Raw genomic sequence first — 25,788 nt, 5'->3', positions numbered from 1 at the left:
TTGCGGCAATCGTGTCGCTCTACCTCCTCTACGTCGTCGGCATCAACGTCTTCCTCTCCACCTCGCTCTTCGATCGCGTCGTCAACGGCGATCCCGTCACCCTCGACATCCACTACGCGCGCGGCTGGTCGCTCTTCCCCGGCACCATCCACGCGGAGCACCTCTCGATCCGCTCGAGCGACAGCAACGTCGAGTGGATCCTGAAGCTCGACGAGGTCGAGTTCGACCTCGACTTCCCCGCCCTCGCCCGGCGCGCCTTCCTCGTGAAGCGGACGCACGGCAAGGGCATCAGCCTCCGCGCGCGGCAGAAGCTGATGAAGCGGCCCGACACGACGGAGGAGATCGCGAACCTCCCTCCCATCCCCGGCTTCCCCGCGTTCAGCGTGCGCCCCGCCGACCCGCATCACCCCGAGCTCTGGGACGACGACCAGTACGAGCTCATCACCGCCGGGATCGAGGACGCGACCGCGGAGGACGTCCGCGAGATCTGGATCGACGACGCGCGCTTCAGCGGTCACGCGCGGGTGACGGGCCGCTTCTTCCTCAAGCCGCTCCGCCGCGTCGAGATCGGGAAGATCGACGTCGCGATCGAGTCGGGCCAGATCGACCTCGGTCACGACCGCCCCGTCGTCGCCGCGATCGCGGGCAAGGCCGACGTCTTCGCGAAGCCCTTCGATCCGCGCGCCGTCGACGGCGCCGACGTCCTTCGCCACTTCACGATCCACACCGACCTCCGCGGACGCTCCGCCGAGCTCGCGACGTTCCCGATCGCTCTCCCCGCCGGCGTCTACGCGACCGGAACGATCGAGGCGCGCCGCGTCGCGCTGAGCCTCGAAGAAGGACGCCTCGCCGCCGGCACCGTCGTCGAGGCCGGCGCCGAGCGCGTCTTCGTCGCAAAGAACGGCCACTTCGCCGAGGGCGCGCTCGATCTCCGCGCCGCGATCGCGCACGAGACCGATCGCGATCGCCTCCGCGCCGAGCTGCACCTCCAGCACACACGCCTCCTCCGCAGCGACACGACCGAGCTGCTCCACGCCGGCGAGCTGTGGCTGCGCGGGGACAGCGCCGCGCTCGATCTCGCGGAGGACGGGACGCTCCAGGACGGGCACCTCGCGCTCGAGCTGCCGGAGGCGACCCTGCCCGACCTCCGCGTCGCGAACTGCATGTTGCCCTGCGCGCTCTTCGTCCACTCCGGCCGCGCGACGCTCGCGGCGCAGGTCGAGCTCTGGCCCCAGGCGAAGCGCGTCGCGGCGAGCACGCACCTCCGCTACGCCGGCGTCCACGCGTCGAGCGACGCCTTCGACGCAGAGAGCGACGGCGAGCTCCGGCTCTCGTTCGGCTCCGCGCGCTGGGACGACGGATCGATCGAGGGCGTCTCCCTCCTCGCCGACGTGCGCGACGCGGTCGTCACGGCGGGCGCGCTCCGGCGCGGCGCGCTCCACGACGCCGTGATCGGGGTCCGCGCCGCGCGGATCGACGCGAACGATCCGCTCGCCGCCCTCGACGCGACGATCACGATCGCGGAGGGCTCCGGCGTCGAGCTCGACGTCGGCGCGGGCGGCGCCGCGGGCAAGATCGCGGGCGACGCGCACGTGAGCATCGAAAAACGAGCGCTCGCCGGCTTCGACGCGCGCGTGCGTGCGCCCGACCTCCGCGCGCGCTACGGAGAGCTCCGCGGCCGCGCGAGCGTCGAGGCCAGCGCCTCCTCGATCGAAGGCGTGTCGAGCGCGAAGCTCCGCCTCGCGGGCGTCGCCACGGACGGCGGCGGCGTCCGCGCCGATCGCGCGCGCGTCGCGATCCGCAGCTCCGGCGGCGCGCTCGACCTCGCGCTCCACGTCGACGGCGGCCGCGTCGAGGACGCCTCCGCGCTGCGCTCGCTCCTCCCCTCCTCCGTCGCGATCGCGACCGACGACGGGCGCTTCGACGGCGGCGCGTCGATCGCGGTGCGCGGCGACGTCGTGCGCGCGCGCGTCGCGATGGTCACGAAGGGGCTCGGCGTCCACACGCCGAAGGTCAGCGCGATCGCGGACGCAGACGTCGACGTCGACGTCCGGCGCTACGACGGCGAGACGCTGTCGCTCGGCCCCTCGCGCGTCGCACTCACGAACGTGCGGAGCTCGCTCGGGCGCGCGCGGACGATCGAGGTCGACGGCGTCGCGCGCGATCTCGACCTCGAGCACCCGAACCTCGAGGTCGTCGACGCGCACGTGGCGCTCGCCGGCGTCACCGTCCCCGACGCGCGCGCGCTCCAGGCGCTCGTGTCGCCGCGCTCGAAGGTCCGCATCACATCGGGCGCGCTCCGCGCGAACGGCGACGTCACCTTCGCGGGCAAGGACGGCGCGTCGGGCGCGATCGCGATCGACGCGCAGCACGCCGGCCTCGCGATCGAACAGAGCAGCCTCGAGGCCGACCTCGCGCTGCGGGTGAAGGTCGCCGGCGTCGACGCGCGCGCCGCGACGATGGACGTCTCCGGCACCCACCTCGCGCTCCGCGACGTCGAGGTGAAGAACGCCGCGGCGGAGACGCGCGGATGGAGCGGCGACGTCGTCCTCGACGCCGCGCTCCTCGGCTGGGGCGGCGGCGTCCCGAGCTTCGGCGCCGACGTCGCGCTCACCGCCGACGACGCGCGCCCCGTCGTCGGCATGCTCCTCCGCGATCACGCGCCGAAATTCGTCGGCGGTCTCCTCACGATGCCGAACCTCGCCCTGCGCGGCCGCCTCGACGCGGACCCCGACGAGATCGCGCTGACCGACTTCTACGTCCACGGCGGCGACGTCGCCCTCCGCGGCTCCTACGCCGTGCGCGACGGGCACGAACGCGGCGCGTTCGTCGTGTCCAAGAGCGGCGTCGCGGTCGGCCTGCGCGTCGGCGACGACGGCGCGCATCCCCGCTTTTTTGGGCTCGATCGGTGGCTCCGCGAGGAAGAAGGCCGCGTGAAGGCGAAGCATTGATGAAACATTCGCATGTCAGGATGAGGCCCATGTCCCTGGACGAGCCCGCGCGCATCGCCGCCTACGTCGCCTCGATGCCGCCGGCCTACCGCCAGTCCTTCGACCTCGAGGCGACGCGCCTCCACGCCGCGATCGTCGAGCGGCGCGGCGCGCGCACGGCGCACGTGGAGATCTGGAAGGAGCTCTCCGAGCGCGTGGTCGCGATCTGCGTCGTCGCGGACGACAAGCCGGGGCTGCTCTCGAGCATCAGCGCGGCGCTCGTCGAGCATCGCATCGACGTCGTCGGCGCGGACGCGTTCTGCCGCACGCGCCCCGACGGCGTCATCGAAGCGGTCGACCTCCTGTGGATCCGGCGCCTCCCGAGCGCGCGCGGCGCGGTCGCTCCGATCCGCGCGAAGGACGTCCTCGCGCTCGGCGTCGCGATCGAAGCGGCGGTCGCGAGCGCCGGCGGCCTCGTCTCGCAGCGCGTGCCCACCTCCGCGGTCGAGGCGCCGCCGGTGGCGTCCGGCTCGTCCGCGCGCATCCTCTTCGATCTCACCGGCGAGGACGGCGGCACGATGCTCACCGTCGAGGCGGTCGATCGACCGGGCCTCCTCCTCGCGGTGACGCAGGCGCTCTTCCGCGCCGGCATCCAGATCGTCGGCCTCCGCGCGACGACGGAGCGCGGCTGCGCGGTCGATCGCTTCCAGCTCGCGGAGAAGAACGGCGCGCCGCTCCGCCAGAGCCGCCTCCTCGAGCTCCAGGCGCACGTCCTCGGCGCGCTCGACGAGGGCCTGCCGCAGGTCCGCTCGCGCGCCGGCTGATCAGCCGCCGACGAGGCGCCCCGAGCGGTAGTCGTCCCAGGCCTGCCGGATCTCGTCGTCGGTGTTCATGACGAACGGACCGCCGCGCGCGACCGGCTCGCCGATCGGCTTGCCCGCGACGAGGATCATCCGCCCCGCCGACGCGTCGCACGTCGCGACGGCGTGATCGCCGTGGGACAAGACCGCGAGCTGCCCCGCGCGGACCTCACGCTTCTCGGGGCCGAGGCGGACCGCGCCGTCGGTGACGAACGCAAACGCGTTGTGCGAGGTGGGGAGCGGCGTCTGGAAGAGGACGCCCTTCGCGAGCGTGACGTCGAGGAAGAGCGGCTCGACGTCGATGCCGGTGATCGGCCCGGTCGCGCCGAACGCGGCGCCGGCGACGACGCGGACCTTCGCGCCCTCGCGATCGAGCTCGGGGATGCGATCCGGCGCGATGTCCTGGTAGCGCGGCTTGATCATCTTCCGCGCGCGAGGGAGGTTCACCCAGAGCTGGAAGCCCCACATGAGGCCGCGCTCCTGCTTCGGCATCTCGGAGTGCACGATGCCGCGACCCGCCGTCATCCACTGCGCGCTGCCGGGGCGGAGGCGCCCGGAGTTGCCGACCGAGTCGCGGTGCTCCATCGCGCCCTCGAGCATGTACGTCACCGTCTCGAAGCCGCGATGCGGGTGATCGGGGAAGCCGGCGGCGTAGTCATTCGGATCGTCGGAGTGGAACTGATCGAGGAGGAGGAAGGGATCGAGCATCGGCAGCGCGCGGCCGCCGAGCGCGCGGCTGAGGCGCACGCCGGCGCCGTCCTTCGTCGGCGTCGCGTCGACGACGCGCTCCACCGAGCGGACGCCGGAGCTCGTGACGAGCGGCGACGGCTCGCGCTTCGGCTCCGGCGGCGCCTCCGTGCGGCAGCCGACGAGCGCGGCCGTTCCGACGAGGGCGTGCCTTCGCGTGAGGATCATCCCTCAGAGCGTAGCGCAGTTGGGACCGAGCGGCCCATCGCCTTGGCTCGCGCGGAACTTGATCCCCGCCGGCACCGAGTGCTCCTGGAGCGAGCCGTCGCCGAGCTGACACGCGTCGTTGCGACCCCAGCAGCGCACCTCTCCGTCCTTGCCGAGGAGCGCGCACGTCCCGTCGCCGCCGGCGGAGATCTCCTTCACCCCGAGGATGCCGAGCACCATCTGCGCGCGGCCGTCGTTCTGCGTCCCGCCGTTCGCGAGCTGGTGACGCTCGTTGTTGCCCCAGCAGTGGACGGTGGCGTCGCCGCGGAGCACGCACGTGTGCGCGCGCCCCGCCGTGATGCGCGCGACGCTGTCGAGGCCGAGCACGGAGACCGGCGCCGGCGAGTCGTTCGTCGTGCGATCGCCGAGCTGCCCCGACTCGTTCTTGCCCCAGCACTTCACCGTGCGGTCCACGAGCGCCGCGCAGAAGTGCGCGTCGCCGGCGGCGAGCGCGGTCGCGTCGAGGTCGGGGAACGTCATCGCGTCCTCGCTCTTCGGATCGAAGGTCCGGCAGACGACGCCCTTCCCCTCGTACGCCGCGCAGACGTGCGTCTTCCCGACCGCGACCGCGCGCACCTTCGCCCCGCGCGACCACGGCGCGGTGGACTCCGCGAACGGGACGCCCGCGCTGCTGCAGCCGACCCCGCTCGCCGTCGCGACGCACACGCCGGCCCCGCTCCCCGCGATCGCGCCCCCGACCTCGGGGAGCGCGACGTGCAGGCCGGAGGTGCAATCGAGCTCGTTCGTCTCGCTCAGCGCGCAGGTGGCCTCGTCGAGCGCGAACGCGAGCTGCTTCAGGCCCTTCCGCGGGACGTCGCTTCGCGTCCGCCCCCAACACGCGAACGTGTCCGTCGCGACGTGCTCGAGCGTCGTGACGCAGCCGCCGTTCGGGCCGAGCCAGACGCGGGTCGCGGTCGGCGGCTTCTGCCGCTTGCAGCCCGTCACCGCGAGGAGCAGCAGGGCCACGGCCGCGCCGCGCTTCATTGCACGCCGTGCGCGGCGAGGACGGAGGACATCACGACCATCGCGACGCGGACGAAGATGATGATGCCGAGGACGTCGACGAGGCTCGCGATGAAGGGCGTCGAGCTCGTCGCGGGGTCGAGGCCGACGCGCTTGAGGATGATCGGGAGCATCGCGCCGACCGTGCAGCCGCCCATCACGATGCCGATGAGCGTGAGCCCGACCGTGAGCGCGAAGTCCCAGTGCTGGTCGGGGTACATGAGGACGCGCGCGAAGCCGAAGATCCCGAGCCCGAGGCCGAGCACGAACCCCATCAACAGCTCGCGGACGAAGATGCGGTACCAGTCCCGCATCTTGATCTCGCCGAGCGCCATGCCGCGGATGATGAGCGTCGACGACTGCGAGCCCGAGTTGCCGCCGGCGGAGATGAGGAGCGGGACGTAGTAGGCCGCGCCCTTGATCGCGTCGAAGACGGGGTCGTAGTGGCGGAGCGCGGTCTGGGTGAAGAACTCGCCGAAGAAGAGGATGAAGAGCCAGACGCCGCGCTTCTTGATGAAGGTCAAGAAGCTCGTCCGGAAGTACGGCATGTCGAGCGGCTCGATCGCGCCGAGCTTCTGGACGTCCTCCGTCTGCTCCTGTGTCAAGACGTCGACGATGTCGTCGATCGTGATGACCCCGAGGATCGCGCCCTTGTCGTCGAGCACGGGCATGACGTTGAGGTCGTATTTCGCCATCTTCCGCGCGACCTCCTCCTGGTCCTCGATCGGAGGGACGCTGAGGACGTTGGTGCGGAGGACCTCGTCGAGCGGCTGGAGCGGCGAGGCGAGGAGGATGTCGCGCATCGACGCGATGCCGATGAGCTTCTCGTCCTCGTCGATCGCGTAGACGTTGTAGACGTTGTCGTGGTGGTCCGCCGTGAACGCGCGGATCGCGTCGATCGCGCTGCGCACGGTGATGCTGGGGTGGACCGCGACGTACGCGGTCGTCATGAGGTGACCGGCGCTCGTCTCCGGCCACTTCTCGATCTCGCGGACCTCCTCCGCGGCCTCGGGGTCGACCTGCTCGAGCTTCTCGAGGATGGCGTCGCCGACCGACTCGGGCAGGGCGCTGAAGAGGTCGGCGCGATCGTCGGGCGCCATCTCGCTCGCGATCTGCGCGACGCTCTCGGCCGGCATGACCTCGACGATGTCCTCCTGCTCCTCGTCGTCGAGGCGCTCGAAGATCGGCGCGGCGTCCTCGGCGGGGAGGCGCGCGAGCAGCTTCGCCGCCTCGTCGGCGTCGAGGTCGCCGATGATGTCGGCGAGGTCCTCGGGATGGATCTCGTCGAGGAGCTCGCGCACCTGATCGGGATCCTCCCGGAGGAGCTCCTTCAAGTCGGGTCCGAGCAGCGTGGCGAGACGCATCGCGGCCCAACTAATAGGCTACTTCGTGCCCGACGCGGAACCCCATTCGCGCCGTGGGCGCGGGGTCACCAGCCGCGGTGGCCGCCCGGTCGCGGACCGCCGCCGGAGCTGCGCGGGGAGCGCTCCTCGGCGACGTTAACGCGGAGGGCACGCCCCTCGAACATCGCGCCGTTGAGGCCCGAGACCGCGCTCGTCGCCTCGCCCTCGCTCTTCATCGTGACGAAGGCGAAGCCGCGCGCGCGCCCGGTCTCGCGGTCCATCACGACGTGCGTGTCGACGACCTCGCCGAACTCGGCGAAGCAGCTGCGGAGCGCGTCCTTCGTCGTGTCGTACGACAGGTTGCCCACGTAAAGACGATTGTTCATTTTCTCTCTCTATCTAGACGGCGTGCGTCGAAGAACCTGGCGTCCAATGAGCCGTTGGGATCGGACGGAGGCAAATGGAGACATCTCCACTTCCTCACAACAACGAAGCTTCGCAGCGCGAAAACCGATCCCTGATTCGAGAGAGCGTCGTGAATGCGTCGAGACGTGTCGGTGAGCGGAGAGGACCATAGACGCCACCGCCCCTCGGCGCAAGGACGCGCGGTGCGATTACTTCGATCCGTGCGCGTAGCCCCACTCGCGGAGGAGGCGCGCCGTCTCCTCCGCGCCCTCGTCCGTCGGGCCGGCCGAGGTCTCCACCTCGCTCCGTCGCTCGCGCGCGACGAAGAAGCCGAGGTCGCGACGCGGATCGATCGTGGGGAGCGCGTTCGCCTGCGCGGCGGCCCTCGCCTCTTCGGTCGCGAGCCCCTTGCCGAGGACGGGCGCGAGGAGGCCGAACGGACCGCCGAAGACGCGGTCCTCGGGCCACGGCTGATCGTCGAGGTAGAGGTCCCACGTCACCGGCGTGCCCGGCGGATCGACGACGAGGTCGAAGCCGACCGCGTGGGCGGGGCTCGTGCGGAACGCGAGCTCGATCTTCTCGCCCGCGACCTTGAACGCGTCGCGCCCGAGGTCGACCGGCTGGACGTCGAAGGACTTCGGCTTGGACTTCGCGTCCCCGACGGTGATCGCGCCCGCGACGCGGCGCGCGGCTGCGGCGCCGGCGAAGCGGAGGCGGATCGTGGGCGGAGCGCCGGTCTCGGCGTCGGGCGCGACGGCGGCGCGCGTCCCGGCGACGGGGACGTTCTCGAGCGCGGCGTCGAGGCGCGCCTTCATCTCCGCGACGACGTCCGGCTTCTTCTTCGCGAGGTCGTTGCGCTCGCCCGGATCGGCGTCGAGGTCGTAGAGCTCGGCGTCGGTCTCCTTCACCTTGTCGCCCTGGATCGTGATCTTCGCCGCGCCCTCGCGCACGACGAGGCGCCACTTGCCGTGCATGATCGCGCGCGAGCTCCGTCCCTCCGAGACGACGACGCGCTCGTCCGGCTCCACCTCGCCCTTCGCGAGCGCGACGAGCGACCTGCCGCTCATCCGCGGATGCGGCTCGAGGCCGAGGAGCTCGAGCACGGTGGGCGCGATGTCGGTCGTGCGCACGCGCGCCTTCACCTCGGTGTTCGGGGTGAGGAGGCCGGGGGCGACGACGAGGATCGGCACGCGCGTCGTCTCCTCGAACATGCTCACCGCGTGGTGGTAGCGGATCGGCATCTTCTCGAGGCCGCTCGTGCCGGAGTGGGCGGAGGAGAGCGTCTCGCCGTGATCGGAGGTCACGACGACGATCGTCTCGTCGCGAAGTCCCGTCTCGTCGAGGGTCTTCATCAATTGGCCAATAGCGTCGTCGTCCTTCGCCACTTCTGCCATGTAGAGGCGTGTATTCTTGTCTTTGGGCCCCGCCGGCGGCGGCGGAATACGCTCCAGGAGCTTCGCCGGCGGCTCGTAGGGCTCGTGCGGCGAGTTGAAGTTCACGAAAGCGAAGAAGCGAGTGTCCTTGTTGTCGCGGAGCCACCGCGCCGCGGCGTTCGTGATCTCGGCGGTGTCCTTGGTGCGGTATCGATGGTCGTCGACGCGCTCGAACCCGAGGTCGAGGCCGACCGGCGCGTACCCCGCGAGGAAGTAGTTGTTCACGAAGGCGCGCGTCGCCACCTGCCGGCGGCGGAGCGCGAGCGACAGGAGCGGCGGGTCTCCGGCATAGAAGCGCGCCGCCTGCGCGGGGGTGATCGTCCACTCCGTCGTGTCGATGCCGAGCTCGGACGAGCGCGCGCCGGCGAGCATCGCGATCGTGCCGGGCCGCGTCCACGACGCCGCCGAGTACGCGCGCGTGAAGCGGACGCCGCGCGCGGCGAGGTCGTCCATCGCGGGGGTGAGGCCGGGGACCTTGGGGAGGAGCGCCTCCAGCGGCGGCCACGGCGCCTTGAGCTTCGCCGCGTCCTCCGCGTCGTCATGGAACGAGGCGAGGACGTCGGGGCGGAGCGCGTCGATCACGATCCACAGCACGTTGAAGGGCGTGCGCGGCCTCGTGCGCGCGAGCACGGTCGGGTTGCCCCAGAGCGCGACCGCGGTCCCGGGCGTGACGAGGGCCTCTTCCTTCACGGCGCCGGCGTCGGCGGGGGCCTTCGCTTCACGCCCCGGCGCCTTCTTTCCGTCGTCGCCGCCCTCGCCTCGCGCCGGCTCGGTGTGGAGCTCGAGCGCTATGCTCTGCCCGGCGAAGCTCGAGAGATCGACGACCTGATCGGTCCAGCGCCGCGAGGCGGAGACCGCGAGGACGTGCCGGTGCACGACGTGGCGCGTGCCCTCGTGGTCGACGACCGTGACGACGAACGCGGTGGGCGCGTCCGCCACGTTGACGGTGCCCTCGGCGAAGGAGAAGCGCGCGCCGGGCGGCACGTCGAGCTTGTACGTGATGGTGCCGGCCCCGGGCGAGACGAGCGACTCGCGCTGATCGAAGCTGCCTTCGTTCATGTTCCAGACGCGGACGTCGGGGACCCAGGGCTTCGTCTGATGGCCGACGTGCATCGACCACTGCGTCTCGGTAGCGTTGTTGCGCAGTCCGATGACGGTGACGAACTTCGCATTGTCGCCCGCGGGGTGGTAGGGCGGTTTGAGCTGGCGCCAATGCGCTTTCATGACCGCCTTCATCGCATCGGCGCGCGGCATCTCGAAGCGGGCGTCTCCGGCCAATTCGATGAGACGGAGCGCTACTTCGTAGTCTTCTCCGGCCGCCGGCGGCGCGGCGTCACGCGGAGCTTCGGCCCGCACGTCGGCGCGTGGCGGCGGCGTGGGGGGCTCGGCGCCGCCGCCGACCCGCCACGCGACGACGCCGCAGAGGACCGCGACGCCGAGCGCGACCGCGCGCGGGATCACCTTCGTCATGGGCTCGCCTTCGGGACGAGGAAGCCGTTCCGCCGTTCCATCTGCGGGTCCTCGAGCATCCACGCCCAGAGGTCGGCCTGGAGGCGCGCGACCTCGTTCGGGTGCGCGGCGGCGACGTCGTGGATCTCGGCCTTGTCGTTGTCGGTGTCGAAGAGCATCCACTTCACGCCGAGGCGGGTCGGGACGTAGACGAGCTTCCAGCGCTCGTCGCGCACCATGCGATGGCGCGCCATCAGCGTGGCGGGCTGCATCTCTCTCCGCAGCACGATCTCGGAGTTGTGTCGCGCGTCGATCTCCGTGAGCGCCATGATTCCCGGATACGGCATGCGCAGCTCGGCGGGGAGCGACGGGACGTCCTCGGTGAACCAGAGCTCGGACTCCGCGTACGCGAGCTTCGGCGCGATCGGCTCGCCGCGCAGCGCGGGCGCGAACGAGCGGCCGTCGAGGTCGCTCGGCGGCTCGACCCCCGCGAGCTCGTACAGCGACGGCGCGAGGTCGACGTCGCGCACGATCCTGGTCTCCCGCCGCCCGGTCTTCACGCGCGGATCGACGACGATGAGCGGGACGTGGAGCGCCTCGTCGCCGAAGAGGTGGTCGCCGTGCCCCTGCCCGTGGCCGTTGTCGTAGAGCAGCTCGCCGTGGTCGGCGGTGACGACGAGGATCGTCTTCTCCGCGAGCCCCATCTCCTCGAGCGCGCGCAGCACGCGCCCGATCGCGTCATCGACCGCGGCGACGGTGCCGTCGTAGAGGCCGCGGATCTGGCGAATGTCGTCGGCGTCCGGCGGCGCCTCGGACCCGCGATTGAGCCCGACCGGCTTATGGTACTTGAACCGCCCCCGATATCCCTTCTCCGTGAACTTGGAATAATAAGGAGCCGGCGCCGCATAGGGGAAATGCGGCGCCGAGAAGAACGCCGTAACGAAGAATGGCTCCTTCCGCCGCGCGCGCGCGCGCAGCGCCGCCACGACGTCGTCGGCGAGGAGCCGCGGGTCCGCGCCCGCGGCGAGCTCTCGCATGACGGGAAAGAGCCGCCGCCCGGTATGCGAATGAAGCACCGGCAAGAGTGGTATCTCGCGCTCGAGCACCTTTTGCCGAATGAGCTGCCGAAAATCGAAGACCGGCGCGTCCACCGTCTCGAACCCGAGCTCGACGCGCCCGAAGATGTCCCCGGCATAGTCGCTCACGACCGCGGTCGAATACCCGGCCTTCGCGAACCGCGCCGGCGCGGCATCGAGGTCCTTCGCGCGCTCTTCCCACGTAGGAAACATGGAGCGAATCCCATGATGATGCCCCGCCCGCCCGGTCAGCATCGACACCCAAGAAGGAAACGTCCGCGGCAACGAGATATACGCCCGCTCGAACCGCGTCCCCTTCTCCGCGAGCGCGACGAGGTTCGGCGCCACCCGAGCCTCGACCCGGTCCGCACGCAGCGAATCCGCGGCAAGAACAAGCACATTCATCCGCGATGCAGCTCCCCCCGCGCCGACCTCCCCCTTCGCGGCCCCCCCCAAGCGCGCCCGCACCACCACCGCCAACGATTCACTCACCTTGGTCGCGACCGCCTCAGCGGCGGGCGCGTCGCTCGCCCACCTTCCCTCTCTCTCTTTCGCCTCGGCGGCGGGCGCGTCGTTCGCGATCGCGAGGGCGACCGCGGGCGCGACGGCGATGCGGAGGAGCACACCGCGGAGAGGGCGGCGCGCGAGGAGCGACGCGCGACGCGCGAGGTACGCGATGCGTGTCGGGCGCACGTAGGCGATGCAGCCGAGCACGAACGCGAGCACCACGCCGCGCGGGCGGAGCCAGTCGGTCGCGAAGAGCTGCACGACGCGGCGCCACCCGCCCTGCGCGTACCACTCCGCGGCGTAGAGCTGAGGCGTGTCGGCCATCGCCCAGAGCACGAGAAAGGCATGGAGCGCCGCGACGAGGAGCACGCCCTCGACGAGCGCGCCGGCGGCGGAGCGACGGAGGAGCCGGCGACGCGGATGGCGAGCGCGCAGCAGCACCTCGGCAGCGAGCCCGAGGACGAGCCCGAGCGCGAGCGCCATCGCGATGACCCCGACCTTCATGCGCGTGAGCTCCGCCGGAAATCGACGCTGCATGAACACCGCGACCGCGTCCGCGCGTCGAAGGTCCCCGATGTCGCTGTCGACGCTCCCCGTCCGCGTCCCCGCCCACGCCGCGATCCCCACGAGATACGCCGCCCCCGCAACAGGCGGCGACACCAAACCGGCCGTGACCAGACGCACGAACCGCCTCGCGCCCCGCCTGATCACCCGCGAATTATCATCCCTCCCCGCCCCCGCTTCCAGAATTCGCCGCGAAATCGGCCCCGCCCCCGCCCACACGTCCGACGCACCGCCCCACAAGCCCCCGCCCACACGTCCAACGCGCCGCCCCAGCGAGCCACGCGCTCGCCCCCGCGGCCGCGCGCTCCTCACTTTCCGCGCGCCACGGCTCGCGAGAGCGGGCGCGGACCGGGATCGGCGGGGGCGAAGCGCGTCGAGAGCGCCGCGATCGCACGGCTGATGCGCTGGATCGCGTCACGCGGCACGGCCCGCTCGCCGGCCGGCCCCTCCGCGCGATCGCAGAAGAAGGTGCGGCAGCCGAACGGCCGCGCGGCATAGACGAGGCATCGCCCCGCGTCGTCGAGGAGCGGGCAGCGACGCTCCTCCGCGAGCGGCAACGTGCGCCGCTTCGGCAAGCCCCCGCGCGCCCGCACCGCGTGATCGAGCTCCGCGAGCTCGATCGCGGTCGGGTACGGCTCCCGCCCCGTCACGCCGAAGCGGCAGCAATCCGTGCTCGTGTCGCATGTCCAGCCCTCGAGCAGGCCGTCCACTTCCTTGTAGAGCGCACGCAACTCGGCGCGATACGCGGCTGAGCTGTCAGGCTGTCCCTTTCCTCGCGGCATCCAGCTCCCCTACACTAGCGAGACCTCGTGGCTTCGGCTTCTTCGCGTCCTCGACTTCGTCCGATCGAGACCGTCATGATCCAGGACCGGCGCCTCGGCCGGGCGCTGATGCTGCGCGACACGCAAGGCGTCGCGCACAACCACGTCGTGCTCCCCATCGACGTGGTCCCGATCGTCGCCCGCTTCACCGGCCACGCGACGTGCGAGCAAATCGCGCGCGACCTCTCGAAGGAGGCCGGCGAGACGGTGCCCGTCTCCCTCGTCGTCCAGCTCGCGAGCGAGCTCGAGGAGGCCCTCTTCGTCGAAGGCGCCCCCTACAAGCGCGAGCGCGCCCGCATCGAGCGCGAGTTCGCGGACGCCGCCGTGCGCCCCGCCTCCCACGCCGGCGGCGCCTACCACGACGACCCAAATAAACTTGCAGATTACATCGACCAGAAATGCCTCTCCGCCGCTCCCGCGTCGAAGAAGGAGAAGGGCCGCCTCGTCGCCCTCGTCGCGCCGCACATCGATCCGTGGCGCGGCGCAGCCTGCTACGGCGCCGCCTACGCCGCGTTCGCCGAGGCGCTCCCCGCCGACGCCGACACGTTCATCCTCCTCGGCACGTCGCACGCCCCGATGCGCGAGCCGTTCGCGCTCTGCCGCAAGGCCTTCGCGACCCCGCTCGGCCGGGTCGACGCCGACCTCGACGCGATCGACTCCATCGCCGCCGCGAGCGACTTCGATCCGTACGCCGACCAGTTCAACCACAAGCGCGAGCACTCGCTCGAGTTCCAGGCCGTCTTCCTCCGCCACGTCCTCGCGCGCGACCCGAAGCGCAGACCTCCGCGCATCGTTCCCATCCTCGCGGGCCTCGGCGAGCAGCAGGGCAGCGGCCAGTCCCCTTCCCGGTCGAAGCCCGTCGCGCGCTTCCTCGACGCCGTCCGCAAGGTCGTCGACGACAAGGGCGCGGTCGTCATCGCGGGCGCGGACCTCGCGCACGTCGGCCCGCGCTTCGGCGACCCGCGACCGCTCGACGCCGAGGAGCGCACCCTCCTCGACGGCACCGATCGCGACTCCCTCGACCGCGCCGAGCGCGTCGACGCGGAGGCCTTCTGGGAGCACGTCGCCGCCGATCTCGACACGCGCCGCGTCTGCGGCCTCGGCCCGATGTACTCGCTCCTCCGCGTCATCGACCCGAGCGCGAAGGGGAAGGTGAAGCACTACGAGCAGACGATCGATCCGGAGGAAGGCTCGATCGTCAGCCACGCCGCGGTCGGATTCTACCTTTGACGATATCCTCCATTCCACCGATTCCTCCCGCGCGCGGCTACGAGTCCACCGGCCGCGCGAAGCTCGACCTCCGCTACGAGGACGTCGCGCAGGACGGCCGCGTCCTCCTCCCTTCCCTCATGCCGGGCCTCGGCGCGGTGTGGCGCAGCCTCGCGGAGCACGAGCGCCTCCAGGCGTTCCGCGACAGCGGCGTCCTCCCCATCCTCAGCCGCGTCGTGATGCAGGACGGCGACGAGGGCCCCTTCGGCGCGCAGGTCCCGGTCGACGTCGAAGGCACGTGGCGCCTCGCGCGCGAGACGAACGGCGAGCGCATCTTCCTCGACATGTGGCTCGACGCCTACGCCCCGAACGCGCACACGCTCGCGCCCGCTCCCCCGCCCGACGCCCCGCGCCGCCGCGTCGGCCGCCTCTACGCCGAGCACGTCATGACGCGCCCCTTCGGCCCGCCGGCCGAACGCAAGGTGACCCGTCTCGATTTCGCCGGCCTACCCGCCATCCCCGAAGACGAGCACCCGCACGCCGAGGCCGTCGCCCTCGTCGCGAGCCACGCGCTCGAGCCCGCGCACGAGCACCTCTTCGGGATGATGCACACGGACTCGAACCAGCACGTGAACTCGCTCGTGTACCCGCGCCTCTTCGAGGAGGCGGCGGTGGCGCGTGCCGTCGAGCGAGCGCGCGTGCGCCTCGCGCCGGGCACGAAGCCGACCGAGCACCTCCTCCTCGCGCGCGCCATCGAGCTCCGCTACCGCAAGCCCTTCTTCGCCGGCGACCGCGCGACGCTCCGCCTCGCCCTCACGGACGGAGCGCCGAGCGTCGCCGCCGTCGGCGCCTTCGTCCCAGCGGGCGGCGACGCGTCGAAGCCGAGCACGACCGTCGCGATGCTGCTGCGATGAGGCGCCTCGCGCTCGCGGCGCTCGCAGCGCGCCTCTTCCTCGCATGCGGCCTCGACATGACGGGGACGGGCCAGCTTCCAGAGGAGGCGGGACCTCCGACCGCGCCTACGCCCGACGCGAGCACAGACGCCTCCATCGATTCCGATGCCGATGCCGATCCCGATGCCGACGCGTCCGTCACGCCCGACGTCGACGTCTCCGAGCCCGACGCCGACGCCGACGCCGACGCAGGCCCGCCGTGTCTTGCAGCGGCGCCCGGCATGATCGCGTGGTGGACGGGCGACGGGACGATGCAGGATCGGGTGAGCACGCACGCGGGCGCGTCGGGCACGCAGAGCGGCGCGACGCCGGTGACGTACGATGCGGGACACGTCGGCGAGGCGTTCATGCTCGGAGGCACGAGCTTCGTCCAGGTCCCGCACGCGCCGCCCCTACGTCCGGCGCGGATCACGATGGAGGCGTGGATCCGAGCGACGCAGCTCGGCGGCCGCATCATCGACAAGATCGGCGCAGGCACGTCGAACGGCTACTTGCTCGACACGCACGCGAACAAGCTCCGCATCATCCTCGGCGAGACGGTCACCTCGAGCCCCGCGAACCTACCGACAAACGCATGGGTCCACGTCGCCGGCACCTACGACGGCGCGACCGCGCGCCTCTACGTGAACGGCGCCGAGGTCACGTCGCTCCCAACGACGGTGACCCTCCCCGACAACTCCCTCCCCCTCCGCATCGGCGCCGACTCCAACGGCCAAAACCGCTTCAACGGCTCCATCGACGAGGTCGCCCTCTACGACCGCGCCCTCACGACGCAGGAGCTCGCCACCATCCACACAGCCGGCACGCACGGCCGCTGCAAGTGACCCATCACGAGCGTGTTGACGAGCCAATCCGCTTCGCCTATGAAGCCTGCACCACACGGTTGCGGGAGTAACTCAGTGGTAGAGTGCCACCTTGCCAAGGTGGACGTCGAGGGTTCGAATCCCTTCTCCCGCTCTCTGCTTGGGCCAGGACCTTCGGTCCTGGCCCTTCGCCATTTTCAGGGATTCTGTCTTCCCGTGTACTCGTCCACTTCGCTCGGCCTCGAAGACTCGGCCGGCTTCGCGGACTCGTACAGGGAAGAGCAAATCCCTTCTCCCGCTCAATAGCGAGGCCGCCGATGGCGGCCTTTCGCGTTTCTGGACGTAACGGAGCGTTACGCCAGGATGGTCGGGCAGGTGGTGTGGCGCCGGGCCGGACTGGTGTGGCGAGTGGTGTGGACGCCGAAGGCGGGGCGGGTCGAGACGACGCTGGTGCACCGGCGCTCTCGGGACCGAGTCGGCCGCTTGGCGGCGCCCGGCCCCCTCCGATCGGGGGATATCGAGCCCAGCGCTCCGCGCATAGCGTCACGCGAGCGATCTAGCACACGGCCGGTAGCGGCCCGAGTCGCCCCGCGCCGCCTTGTCTATCAAGCAGCGCGTGGGCACTGGAGAAGGAGCGGCCAATGAACACTCGTCATCTCGTGTACGCACTCCTGGTGTGTGGCTCATGGACTGCTGCACTCGCCGCATGCGGCGACGAGTCGGCTTCGACGGAGGGCGTTTCTCAGGACGCAGGCCCGAGTGCCGAGAGTGGCACGATCGTCGACGCCGGACCTGGGGTTGACGCCGGACCTGTGGTTGAGGCGGGAGCGGACGCCGGAAGCGACTCCGGCGCGGACGCCGGCTCGACGAGCCCCGACTCGCCCGCGAAGGCCCAGACGATCACCAGCGGACAGAACGTTGCCGGCTCCTTGCCGCCAGGCACCACCTCGGCCCACTACTACAAGTACGTCCCTGCGCAGGCTTTCACGAGCGTCGCCGTGAACGTCACGACCCTCACGCCTCCGTTCGGCGGAGCGATCCGATGGCAGACGGACACGACGATCGGTCTCTGCGACATCACCGGGGGGTTGCGCTGCTGCGACAACGCAGGGAGCTGCAACCTCACGATCCGCGAGGGCACCGATCCCGTCGAACCGGGCAAGACCTACTACGTCATCGTCACCACCAGCGGACCGCCGCTCGACTACGCGTTCAGCATCACGGAGAACCCGTGAAGCCTCGCGCGATCGGCGCGTTCGCCGTCGGGCTCGTCGTCGCGAGCGGTTGCGGCGACGACGAGAGCCCGCGGCCCGAGCGCTTCGTCGTCAGCGACGACGGCGACGCGGTGCTGTGGGTCCCCGAGGGGTCGGCGCCCGCAGGCGTCGACATTCGCATCACACGCGTCGAACGCGGAGACGACTCCGGGTACGCGCTCGAGCCGAGCGGCCTCGTGTTCACGACGCCGGCGGGGCTCTTCGTACGGCTCCCGCCGACGGAGGACGGCCAGCGGTGGGTGTCCTCCGCGACGTTGGAGTCGGAGGGCGGTGAACGCGAGTCGCTCCAGACGTTCGCGCTCGGCGCGGAGGTCGTCGGAGGGGTCGAGGAAACCTGGCTGGCCACGCCGATCCCGCATTTCTCAAGGGTCTGGCTCAGGGAAACGATGCCGGGCGGCCCCGCGGCGGGGCGAGACGCGGTCGTCTTCCTGGGCCCCGTGGCGCCGAAGCTCGTCGGCGCCACGTGGGAGACGCCGATCGTCGTTACGCCTCAGGTGAACGGCAACTACGTCGTCCGAGCCGAGGCGACGGGTGCGATCCGACTCCGCGCGCCGGTGCGCGCGGAGTGGGTCGCCTTCGGACAATTCTCACCGCAGCTGACGCCTCTGCCGCTCGAGTGTGCACAGGAGGGTCCTGGGAAGATCGAGGTTCAGCTTCACACCGTCGCGGAGGGGCGGGGGCCGACCACGGCGTGGATCCAGCGCGACGTTCAGTGCGTCCCCCCCTTGAACCCGCCGCCGGCGCCGAGCGCGGCGCCCGCGAGCGTGGGGCACGCGCTGCAGGAGTCGCTGACAGAGCTCGCCGCCGAGACGAAAGAGACGCTGCGGAGCGGCATCGGCGGCCTAGAGCTCATGTACGTCAGCAACAAGCTCGCCGAGATCTTGGGGAGCGCCGCTCGGTATCCGTCGCTCTCGCTGACGCTCGATGGATCCTGCACCGACGGGTGCACGCTCGACGTCGCGCACGACGCCACCGCGACGCTCGGAGTGACGGGGAGCGCCCTTGGCGCCACGACGTCGCACCTCCTGCTCTCCCCCAGCCAGCACGTCGAGATCCGTTACGACGGGCCAACGGACCAGTTGACACCGATCCAGAGCTCCGTAGAGGCCGGGACGATCGTCGCCCGCGCCCCCTTCGTGCCCACGGGACAATCGCAGACGCTGGCCTTCAAGTACGTTTGCAAGGCCCCCGGAACGCACGCGATCGGCGCTCTCTACCGTGTGCGGGGGGAGTTCACGGGGGGGGAGTTCACGGGCTCTTCTTGGCCGGTCTTGCTCGAGCGCCCTACCGTCCTGAACTTCCGCTGCGCGGGCGCGTCGACGGCGTGCACGCCGCAAGACCCGAAGCTCACCGCGCTTGCCCAGCTCGCCGCTTTCTTCGGCGTGGTGGAGCCTCACCTCGCGTGCGTCCTGCCGTCACTCCCGAGCTTGACGCAGTGGTCTGGTAGCGGTGTTCCTCCGAAGGCACCGGGGAACTTCACGCGGCTCTTGCGCCGTGGCGCGCTCGTGACGACGCTCGCGCAGGCCCTCTTGGACGCTCGCTTCAACAACTCCGACTTTCCGTGCGGCGCGGGGCCGAACGGCTTCACGCTTTGCCCGTCGCCCGTGCAGCCGCTCGTCGAAGGCAGCTACCTCATGCTCTACGCGACGGTACAGGACCCGATCCCACTGACCGACGCGACGAATCATTTTCAGTACGGCTTCGTGTTCGACGCGGACGGGAACCCTTCGAACAACTACGTGCCTGCGGCCGCATACCCGAACGACTTCTTCAAGGGCACCGATCGCTGGTACGCCGCCGAGTACTCGCCCGCGGCCGGCTGGTCGTTGAAGGTCACCGACGCGTCGGGCGGATCGACGTCGTCGGCGACGTCGATGGCGCGCGTCATCCTGCGCGACGACACGATCTTGCTCGTCGTGCCTGCCTCCGAGTTCTCCGTCCCGGCCCCCTCCTACCGCACGACGCTGTTCCGACACACCGGCGACTACGGAGCCAACGCGCCCCACGACTGGGACGGCGCGGTCGATCCGCCGGTAGCGAGCGGGCTGCACCCCTTCCCGCAGTGACGTGGAGCTGGCCACGAACGCCAAGCCACCCTCCCGCGGCGCGGTCGCGCCGTGTATCCTCCTACGATCGTGGACTCAGCGGCGCTTCGGAGCTTGCTCGCACTGTTGCAGAGGGGGTTCGGCAGCACCGAAGACGTCGCGGAAGCGTCGCACCTGCTCCAGCGTGCGCTGGACGTCCAGGCGGTGAGCATCGGGCCAGGCTTCGGCTTCTCGCCCCTCGCGCACGTCCACGGCATCGAAGACGGCTGGCGCGAGCTCCACATGCGTCACCTCTCGTGGGATCCGTCGCCAGCCTTCCTCGATCACTCCGGCGGAGAGCCGTACCGGGTGATGACCCACAGCACCGCGCGCGAGCGCGCGGGCCCTCTCGTCCGGGGGCTCGCGCGCTTCGGCTACGCGGACGGCGCCGTGTCGCGCTACGATACACTCGGAGGGAGCTACTCCGCGGCACTCTATCGCGGCGAGGGCGGTCGACCATTCGAGGACGGCGACGCGCTCGTCATCAGGTTGCTGGCGCCATGGATCACCAACGCGCTCGGGAGCGGCATCGCGAAGCTCGCCATCTCCGGCGACCTCGCGCGGGTGATCCCGTTGGCGTGGGTCGACCTTCCGAGCCTGGTCCTCTACAAGAGTCCGAGCGTAAATGAGGCACTCGTCCTCCACCTGGACATCAGCACCAAGCTAGCGCAAGGACGGCTCTTCACGACGCTCGTCGCGCGCGCCTCCCGGGTCGCAAAATCCGCGCCGCCGCCGCTCGTCGTCTCGGCGCGCCACCAGATCGAGGCGAGCTTCGTCGATCCTACGCGCTCGGGGCCGCGGCCGCGACGCGCCGCCGATCGCCGCCTCCTCTTCGCGCTCTGTGAGCGTCCAGCGAACACGGTCGACGAGGACGCGCTCTTCTCTCTCACGCCGACGCAGCGTGAGGTCGCGACGCGCGTGGCCGAGGGGCTGTCGCTCCCGCGCGTCGCTCGCGAGCTCGGGATGAGCTACGAGACCGCGCGGTACCATCTTCGGGACGTCTACCGGCAGCTCGGAGTCCATGGTCGCGCGGAGCTGCGCGCGCGCTTTCCACATCGCTGACGATCTACCCCGCCTTCTTCTTCGCCCTTCCCGCCCGCGGCTTCGCCGTCGCGATGCTCACGACCTTCCCGATCGCCGCGGCGATTTCGGGTCCGCCCGCAGTCGAGTACCGGACGCGCATGGCGTCGGTCGCGTGGCCCGAGATCGCCATCGCCACGACGCCGTCGACGCCGGCCTTCCGCGTAAGGTCCTGGAACGTCCGGCGCATCGCGCGCGGCGTGATGCTCTTGCCGAGCCCGCACGCCTCCGTGACCTTCGCGAACGGCTTCTGCAGCGCCGACCGGCAGAGCAGCTTGCCCTCGGCGGACGGGAACAGGAGCTCCGACTTGCGCTGCTGCCAGGTCCCTCCTTCCGGGTAGCCGGCGTCGAGCCACGCGACGTGCTCGCGCAGGACGTCGAGCACGCTCTTCGGGAGCGCGACCTCCTGGTCGGCGAACGTCTTCGTCGCCTCCATCACCTCGTCGCCAAGGGTGTGCGACCGGCGGATCTGGATCACGCCGCGGGCGAGGTCGAGGTCCGCCTGCCTGCCCTTCCGCCGGAGCGGACGGAGCGTGCTCGGGCGCTGACCGAGGACGAACCCGAGCAGCACCATCGCGAACAGCCGTGGGTAGAGCTCCCGGAGCTTCGCCAGCCACGTCGCCGTCTCCTCCGGCGTGAGCGCGTTCGGCTCCTCGCGCGTGTACGTGCGGTGGCCCTTCAGCGGGAAGTCCTCGACGTCGGCCATGGGGTCGGCCGGGAGCCCGTACTTCCTCTTCGCGGCGGCGAAGACCACGCGCGCGACGGCGAGCCAGTCGTTGAGCGTCGTGGGCGCGTACTTGCCGGTCTTGATCACAACTGGCTGGCCGGTCTGCCAATCGAAGCGGGTGCGCGTCCAGGTGAGCGAGGGGAGCGAGTCGCGCCACTCGTGCAGGTCGCGAGGCTCGATCCGGTCGAGCAGGTAGTCGGCCCACTTTGCGCGCGCCAGGTGGCCGAGGATCGTTGCCCACTTCTCGCGGCCCTTCGCGCTCGCGATGCTGCCGTCAGCGACCTTTGCTTTGAACAACGAGAGCGCGAAGCTCTTCGCGGTAGGCATCTCCGTCTGCACGGCGTCCAGCACGCCCACGCGCGCCGCCCGCTTGAGATCCTGCAACACCACGTAGGCGCGCTGCGGGCTCACCTCGTCGCCGAGCGCCCGACAGATCGTGACTGTCCGGCCCGTCCGCACGTGCACCACCCGCGCGCGCACCACGAACCCGCCGTCCCGACGACGGTACACTCCCGGAGCTCCGGGCACCGGCTCGGGCGAGACCCACATGCCCCATCGGCTGACGTACTCGCCCACGAGCGTCATCGGCGGCCCCCGTCATCCAGGCGTCGAGCGCGTCGATGGACCACGTGAGCGACCGCCCGCGCCGGCCGGCGGGCGAGACCACGCCCCTGCTCGCGGCCACGCGGAGCGCAGCCGGCGTCACGCCCGCGTACGCCGCGGACTCCTCGGTGCTGAGGAGTCGCCGCTCCGGTACGCGAGGGGCAGCCCGCAGGAGATCCACAGCCTCGCGGGAGGCGGACGCCATCGCCTCGCGGATCCCCTGCGAGAGGACTGCGGCCCGGATCGCCTGCGCCATGCGCTGGACGCACGCGCGGTCCTCCGCGCTCAAAGGGTCTCTTGATGACATGCGTGGCACTCATGGGTTGCGGGTACGTTGAAGCCGGTAAAATCTCTGGCGGTCTCGCCTCCATCGCGAACCGGCAGTGTGGAGCGGCCCCAGCGCATCGGTACGATGCGCCGACGCCCGCGGCGACACTGCACGGCGACGAGCTCAGACGCGGAGCACGATGCCAACACCGTGCTCGCCGCTCTTGAAAACGTCGGTGTATTTCTGGTCGAAGTCCGCTTGCGACGCGTCGCTGAACTCGAAAGTCTCGCCGTCGGCGATGCTCACGACTCCGCATCCCATCGACGACGAGATCTCGGAGGCGAGCAACCCCCGCTCCAACGGAGTCCCGCCGATCATGACAAGCTGAATCTGACGTCTACTCATGGTTCTCTCCTCATGACGATGGTGATGACGGCCCGTCGCCCGGGACGTCGTTGAACGGTGACCAAGCCAAGCTCCTCGAGGGTCTTCAAGCCCCTGCGGGCGGACGCGCGGCCGATGGGAAGTCGCGCGAGGTTGATGGCGACGGTGCGCCTTCTCTTGATGCCGGCCCAGAGCCACACGTGCAGGGCGACGATTGCGGCGGAGCCGCGGACGCTGCACGCGACGTGCATCCAGCCGGCCCAGGGGATCGGGCCCTTGATGAAGGCCGGGACGCTCACTTCAACCCCAGGATCTTCATGACCTCGAGCCACGTCGCCGCGCCCTTGCCGAGGCAGCGGTCCGGGTGAAGCACGGACACCGGGCGGATCTCCTTCACGTCGACCTCGACGCGGAAGCCGAACAGCACCAGCTCGCTCGCCTCGTGCATCGCCCGCACGAGCTCGTGGCGGACTTCCTTGAACTCGGACTCGTCGGCCTCAACCAACAGAGCGTCATGGACGACGCTTGCGACACGCAGCCCGCGCTCGACGGCGAGGACGAGCGCGATCCTGGTCATCTCGGCGGCGGTGGCCTGACCCAAGAAGTTCCTCGCCGTGCGGTCCTCGGCGGCGATCTTCCACGCCTCGTTCGTCTTGCGGCCGACCTGAAGCTCCCACCCGAATAGGGTCGAGAGCCTGCCTTCGAGCTTGGCGACGTCGGCTACGTTGTCGCTCCATCCGACGTACGTCCGGAACGTCTTCCTGAAGGTGCCTAGCATCTCGGCGGCGTCGACGTCGGCGATGCCGAGCTGCGCCGCGAGGGACCACGCGCTCTGCCCATAGGACGTTGCGATCGTGATCGTCTTGAATCGTTCGCGCAGCTCGCGGAGCTCCTCGTCGGTCGCGTCCGCCGGAACCTGCTTCGCCGCGATGGCGAAGTTCAGATAGAAGCAGCCCGGCGCCCGATAGGCGGCCTTCATGACGTCGTCGTCGGACAGCGCGGCCTGCACCGCCGGCTCCTGACGCCGATAGTCGGCGTAAAGGTAGACCTTTCCGGGGTTCGGCAGGATGAGCCCGCGGTTCCACGACGGAAGACCGAAGATGTAGCGGGATCCCGAGAACTGCGTGCGCCCCGTCTTGCTCGCATAGGACCAGAGCGGCGAGACGTTCTGGCCGCCGCTTCCGACGGCGAGCTTCGGCGTGTGGAACTGTTCGAGGATGCCGCGCGCCTCGTTCAGCCGGCTAAGGGCCGGATGGATCCGGACCATCGTCTGCCAGGTCTTCTTGTCGAGCTTCAACTGGCCCGTCGGCGTCGTCGGCCACGCCTTGCCCTCACGATTGAGCATGTCGGCGAAGCCGCGGCGGATGAAGCGGCCCTTCTTGAACACGCCCGGATACCGAGCCTCGGCCAGGTGGGCGAAGCTCCAGCGGACGAACTCCTGCCCGTCCTTGATCTTCTCGAGCGTATCGACGTCGATGCTGACGCCGCGTGCCTCGACCTCCGAGAGCGCGAGCTGGTATCGGCCGCGGACGTTGACGGCCCGCTCCCAGTCGATCTCGTGCCACGTCTCGAGGAGCAGGTCGCGCGCGCCGTCGACGTCGGTCCAGCAGTAGGCGGTCAACCACCGCCTCTCGCCAGGCGTGTACGTCGGCGGATCCGCCCGGCGCGCGAGGTTCCGCATGTTGTCCTTGTGCTCGCGCGTGACGTGCGGCTTGCCGTGGAACTCGAGCGCGTCGAGGATGCTGAAGCCGTCCTCGCGCGTGCCGTTGACGCGGAGCCGGAACTCGCTGCTCAGGTCGAGCGCCGCGCTCGGCAGCCGCCAGTTGAGCACCCGAAAACACTGAAGCTCGGCGCGGACGCCGTAGGCGACGAGCAGGGTCCCCTCGTCGATCGGGAACGGCGGCTCCTTCGGGTGCGCGCCGTCGTAAAGCCAAAGCTCTTCTCGTCGGCCGGTGAAGAAGTCCTCCACGCAGCCGCAAATGAGGACGGGCGGGTTACCGCCCTCCAGATCCCGAAACTCGAAGTCCCAGAGCTGGATGGAGGTAACCCGCCCGTCGGCCATGACGCGACTCCTCGTTAGAAGTCGCCAGCGAGGCGGCGAAGGACGACGTGGTCGACGCTGTCGATCGTGCGGTGCTTCGCGGCGAGGTCCCAGAGGCTGTCGTAGGTCATGTCGCCCGGCCACGGCGGCTTGCCGAGATCGTTCACGGCGACGGTCGTGACGTACTCCTTGGCGGACATGTCCGAAGACATGCGGACCCAGGTTCCCTTCGCGATCTCAATCGCGCGGTCCGACGTCTCCTTCCAGGAGTCGATTCGGTCGGTAAGTCGGTTCGGCCACAGGAAGACGGCACCTCCCTTCGAGACCGCCGGGTAGAGCGCCACCGTGCGCACGCCGAGGCCCTCGAGCTCCAGCTCGAGGCCCGGGTTCATGATGAACGACGTCTTGTCCTCGAGAGTGAGGATGTCGACGGGCTCATAGACCCATTCGGGGTGGACGGTGACCCACTCGTACTTCACCGGGTTGCGGATCGGTACGGCCGTGAGGATGCGCACGCCGGCCTGCTTGACCTGCGGCTTCTTGCGGTACTTCTCGAAGCCGGCGCAGTCGCCCTTCGGATCGCCGGTCTTGATGGGCGGCGTGAAGGGGTGGGCGGCGGCCGACGTGGACGAGATATGGGGCGACGAGGGCGTCCCGTTTTCGGTTTGGGCTGCCATTGGCGAGCCTTCCTTTCAGAAGGGCTCGTCCGGGACCACCGGCCGCGGGCACCAGACGATCCCCGACGAGCCGTGTTGACGGTTCGAATCGGTGGACTTCTGACGCCAGGGACGCCCGACTACGTGGGGCGAAGAACGTTGGCCGCCGCGTCGCCCGGCAGAAACTACCCCCGCTTGTGGCGGCTGGCCCGGCGACGTGCAGGGGAGCATTGTGCTTACGGCCGCCGACGCCGCAACCACTATTTCACGGATGAGCTGCCGATTATTTTCCACACCCGGCTTGTGCAGTGCCGCGTGGATCGATTCGGCGCCCCCGCCCTATCTCTTTCTTTCTCTGATCT

At 70.4% G+C, this 25,788-nt stretch carries 20 protein-coding genes and 1 tRNA gene; 9 read left to right on the top strand and 12 right to left on the bottom strand.

Annotation, left to right across the window (positions count from 1 at the left end):
• Nucleotides 1-11: 11 nt before the first annotated feature.
• Both KF837_37840 and KF837_37835 read left to right on the top strand, forming a co-directional pair.
• Nucleotides 12-2,951, top strand: coding sequence for a hypothetical protein (locus KF837_37840; GenBank protein MBX3233147.1), 2,940 nt, complete (start codon nucleotides 12-14; stop codon nucleotides 2,949-2,951).
• 29 nt (nucleotides 2,952-2,980) lie between these two features.
• The gene (locus KF837_37835) at nucleotides 2,981-3,754 is read left to right on the top strand and encodes a hypothetical protein (protein ID MBX3233146.1); all 774 of its coding nucleotides are present in this window, start codon (nucleotides 2,981-2,983) and stop codon (nucleotides 3,752-3,754) included.
• Here the strand turns inward: KF837_37835 and KF837_37830 are convergent, their stop codons facing one another.
• The 7 genes from KF837_37830 to KF837_37800 form a co-directional block, all read right to left on the bottom strand.
• Nucleotides 3,755-4,705 carry a pirin family protein gene (locus tag KF837_37830; GenBank protein ID MBX3233145.1) on the bottom strand — a complete coding sequence of 317 codons (951 nt, stop codon included), beginning with the start codon at nucleotides 4,703-4,705 and terminating at the stop codon, nucleotides 3,755-3,757.
• Nucleotides 4,706-4,708: 3 nt separating this feature from the next.
• Nucleotides 4,709-5,710, bottom strand: a complete 1,002-nt coding sequence (locus KF837_37825; protein MBX3233144.1) for a hypothetical protein — start codon at nucleotides 5,708-5,710, stop codon at nucleotides 4,709-4,711.
• 14 nt (nucleotides 5,711-5,724) lie between these two features.
• Nucleotides 5,725-7,110, bottom strand: a complete 1,386-nt coding sequence (gene mgtE, locus KF837_37820; protein MBX3233143.1) for a magnesium transporter — start codon at nucleotides 7,108-7,110, stop codon at nucleotides 5,725-5,727.
• Nucleotides 7,111-7,175: 65 nt separating this feature from the next.
• Nucleotides 7,176-7,475: an RNA-binding protein gene (locus KF837_37815; protein MBX3233142.1), complete on the bottom strand. Its 300-nt coding sequence runs from the start codon at nucleotides 7,473-7,475 to the stop codon at nucleotides 7,176-7,178.
• 228 nt (nucleotides 7,476-7,703) lie between these two features.
• Complete coding sequence (locus KF837_37810) at nucleotides 7,704-10,397, bottom strand: sulfatase (GenBank protein ID MBX3233141.1); 2,694 nt, start codon at nucleotides 10,395-10,397, stop codon at nucleotides 7,704-7,706.
• Nucleotides 10,394-12,643: a sulfatase gene (locus KF837_37805; protein MBX3233140.1), complete on the bottom strand. Its 2,250-nt coding sequence runs from the start codon at nucleotides 12,641-12,643 to the stop codon at nucleotides 10,394-10,396. The genes KF837_37810 and KF837_37805 overlap by 4 nt, the downstream gene beginning before the upstream one ends.
• A 188-nt stretch (nucleotides 12,644-12,831) precedes the next feature.
• A complete protein-coding gene (locus tag KF837_37800; protein ID MBX3233139.1) occupies nucleotides 12,832-13,254 on the bottom strand; it encodes a YkgJ family cysteine cluster protein in 423 nt (140 codons plus the stop codon).
• Nucleotides 13,255-13,380: 126 nt separating this feature from the next.
• Between KF837_37800 and amrB the strand changes: the two genes are divergently transcribed.
• The 7 genes from amrB to KF837_37765 all read left to right on the top strand — a co-directional run bounded on the left by amrB (nucleotide 13,381) and on the right by KF837_37765 (nucleotide 20,729).
• Complete coding sequence (gene amrB / locus KF837_37795) at nucleotides 13,381-14,574, top strand: AmmeMemoRadiSam system protein B (protein ID MBX3233138.1); 1,194 nt, start codon at nucleotides 13,381-13,383, stop codon at nucleotides 14,572-14,574.
• Entirely contained in the window at nucleotides 14,571-15,467 is an 897-nt protein-coding gene (locus KF837_37790; protein MBX3233137.1) for a hypothetical protein, read from the top strand. Before amrB ends, KF837_37790 begins: the two co-directional genes overlap by 4 nt.
• Nucleotides 15,464-16,330: a LamG domain-containing protein gene (locus KF837_37785; GenBank protein MBX3233136.1), complete on the top strand. Its 867-nt coding sequence runs from the start codon at nucleotides 15,464-15,466 to the stop codon at nucleotides 16,328-16,330. Before KF837_37790 ends, KF837_37785 begins: the two co-directional genes overlap by 4 nt.
• A gap of 61 nt (nucleotides 16,331-16,391) precedes the next feature.
• A tRNA-Gly gene (locus KF837_37780) sits at nucleotides 16,392-16,463 on the top strand.
• 658 nt (nucleotides 16,464-17,121) lie between these two features.
• Nucleotides 17,122-17,544 carry a hypothetical protein gene (locus KF837_37775; protein MBX3233135.1) on the top strand — a complete coding sequence of 141 codons (423 nt, stop codon included), beginning with the start codon at nucleotides 17,122-17,124 and terminating at the stop codon, nucleotides 17,542-17,544.
• The gene (locus KF837_37770; GenBank protein MBX3233134.1) at nucleotides 17,541-19,649 is read left to right on the top strand and encodes a hypothetical protein; all 2,109 of its coding nucleotides are present in this window, start codon (nucleotides 17,541-17,543) and stop codon (nucleotides 19,647-19,649) included. The genes KF837_37775 and KF837_37770 overlap by 4 nt, the downstream gene beginning before the upstream one ends.
• 105 nt (nucleotides 19,650-19,754) lie before the next feature.
• Nucleotides 19,755-20,729 (top strand): helix-turn-helix transcriptional regulator, encoded by a 975-nt coding sequence (locus KF837_37765; GenBank protein MBX3233133.1) that lies wholly within the window; start codon nucleotides 19,755-19,757, stop codon nucleotides 20,727-20,729.
• 4 nt (nucleotides 20,730-20,733) lie between these two features.
• Here KF837_37765 and KF837_37760 read toward each other — a convergent pair whose 3' ends face one another.
• The 5 genes from KF837_37760 to KF837_37740 form a co-directional block, all read right to left on the bottom strand.
• Nucleotides 20,734-21,984, bottom strand: a complete 1,251-nt coding sequence (locus tag KF837_37760; protein ID MBX3233132.1) for a tyrosine-type recombinase/integrase — start codon at nucleotides 21,982-21,984, stop codon at nucleotides 20,734-20,736.
• Between the two features lie 544 nt (nucleotides 21,985-22,528).
• Nucleotides 22,529-22,750: a hypothetical protein gene (locus KF837_37755; GenBank protein ID MBX3233131.1), complete on the bottom strand. Its 222-nt coding sequence runs from the start codon at nucleotides 22,748-22,750 to the stop codon at nucleotides 22,529-22,531.
• Complete coding sequence (locus tag KF837_37750) at nucleotides 22,747-23,028, bottom strand: hypothetical protein (protein ID MBX3233130.1); 282 nt, start codon at nucleotides 23,026-23,028, stop codon at nucleotides 22,747-22,749. Before KF837_37750 ends, KF837_37755 begins: the two co-directional genes overlap by 4 nt.
• The gene (locus KF837_37745; GenBank protein MBX3233129.1) at nucleotides 23,025-24,914 is read right to left on the bottom strand and encodes a hypothetical protein; all 1,890 of its coding nucleotides are present in this window, start codon (nucleotides 24,912-24,914) and stop codon (nucleotides 23,025-23,027) included. The genes KF837_37750 and KF837_37745 overlap by 4 nt, the downstream gene beginning before the upstream one ends.
• Nucleotides 24,806-25,447 carry a hypothetical protein gene (locus tag KF837_37740; GenBank protein ID MBX3233128.1) on the bottom strand — a complete coding sequence of 214 codons (642 nt, stop codon included), beginning with the start codon at nucleotides 25,445-25,447 and terminating at the stop codon, nucleotides 24,806-24,808. The genes KF837_37745 and KF837_37740 overlap by 109 nt, the downstream gene beginning before the upstream one ends.
• Nucleotides 25,448-25,788: the final 341 nt, after the last annotated feature.

The sequence above is a fragment of the Labilithrix sp. genome, from assembly GCA_019637155.1.
Lineage (GTDB): Bacteria > Myxococcota_A > Polyangia > Polyangiales > Polyangiaceae > Labilithrix.
This window is presented reverse-complemented; position numbering and strand designations above follow the sequence as displayed.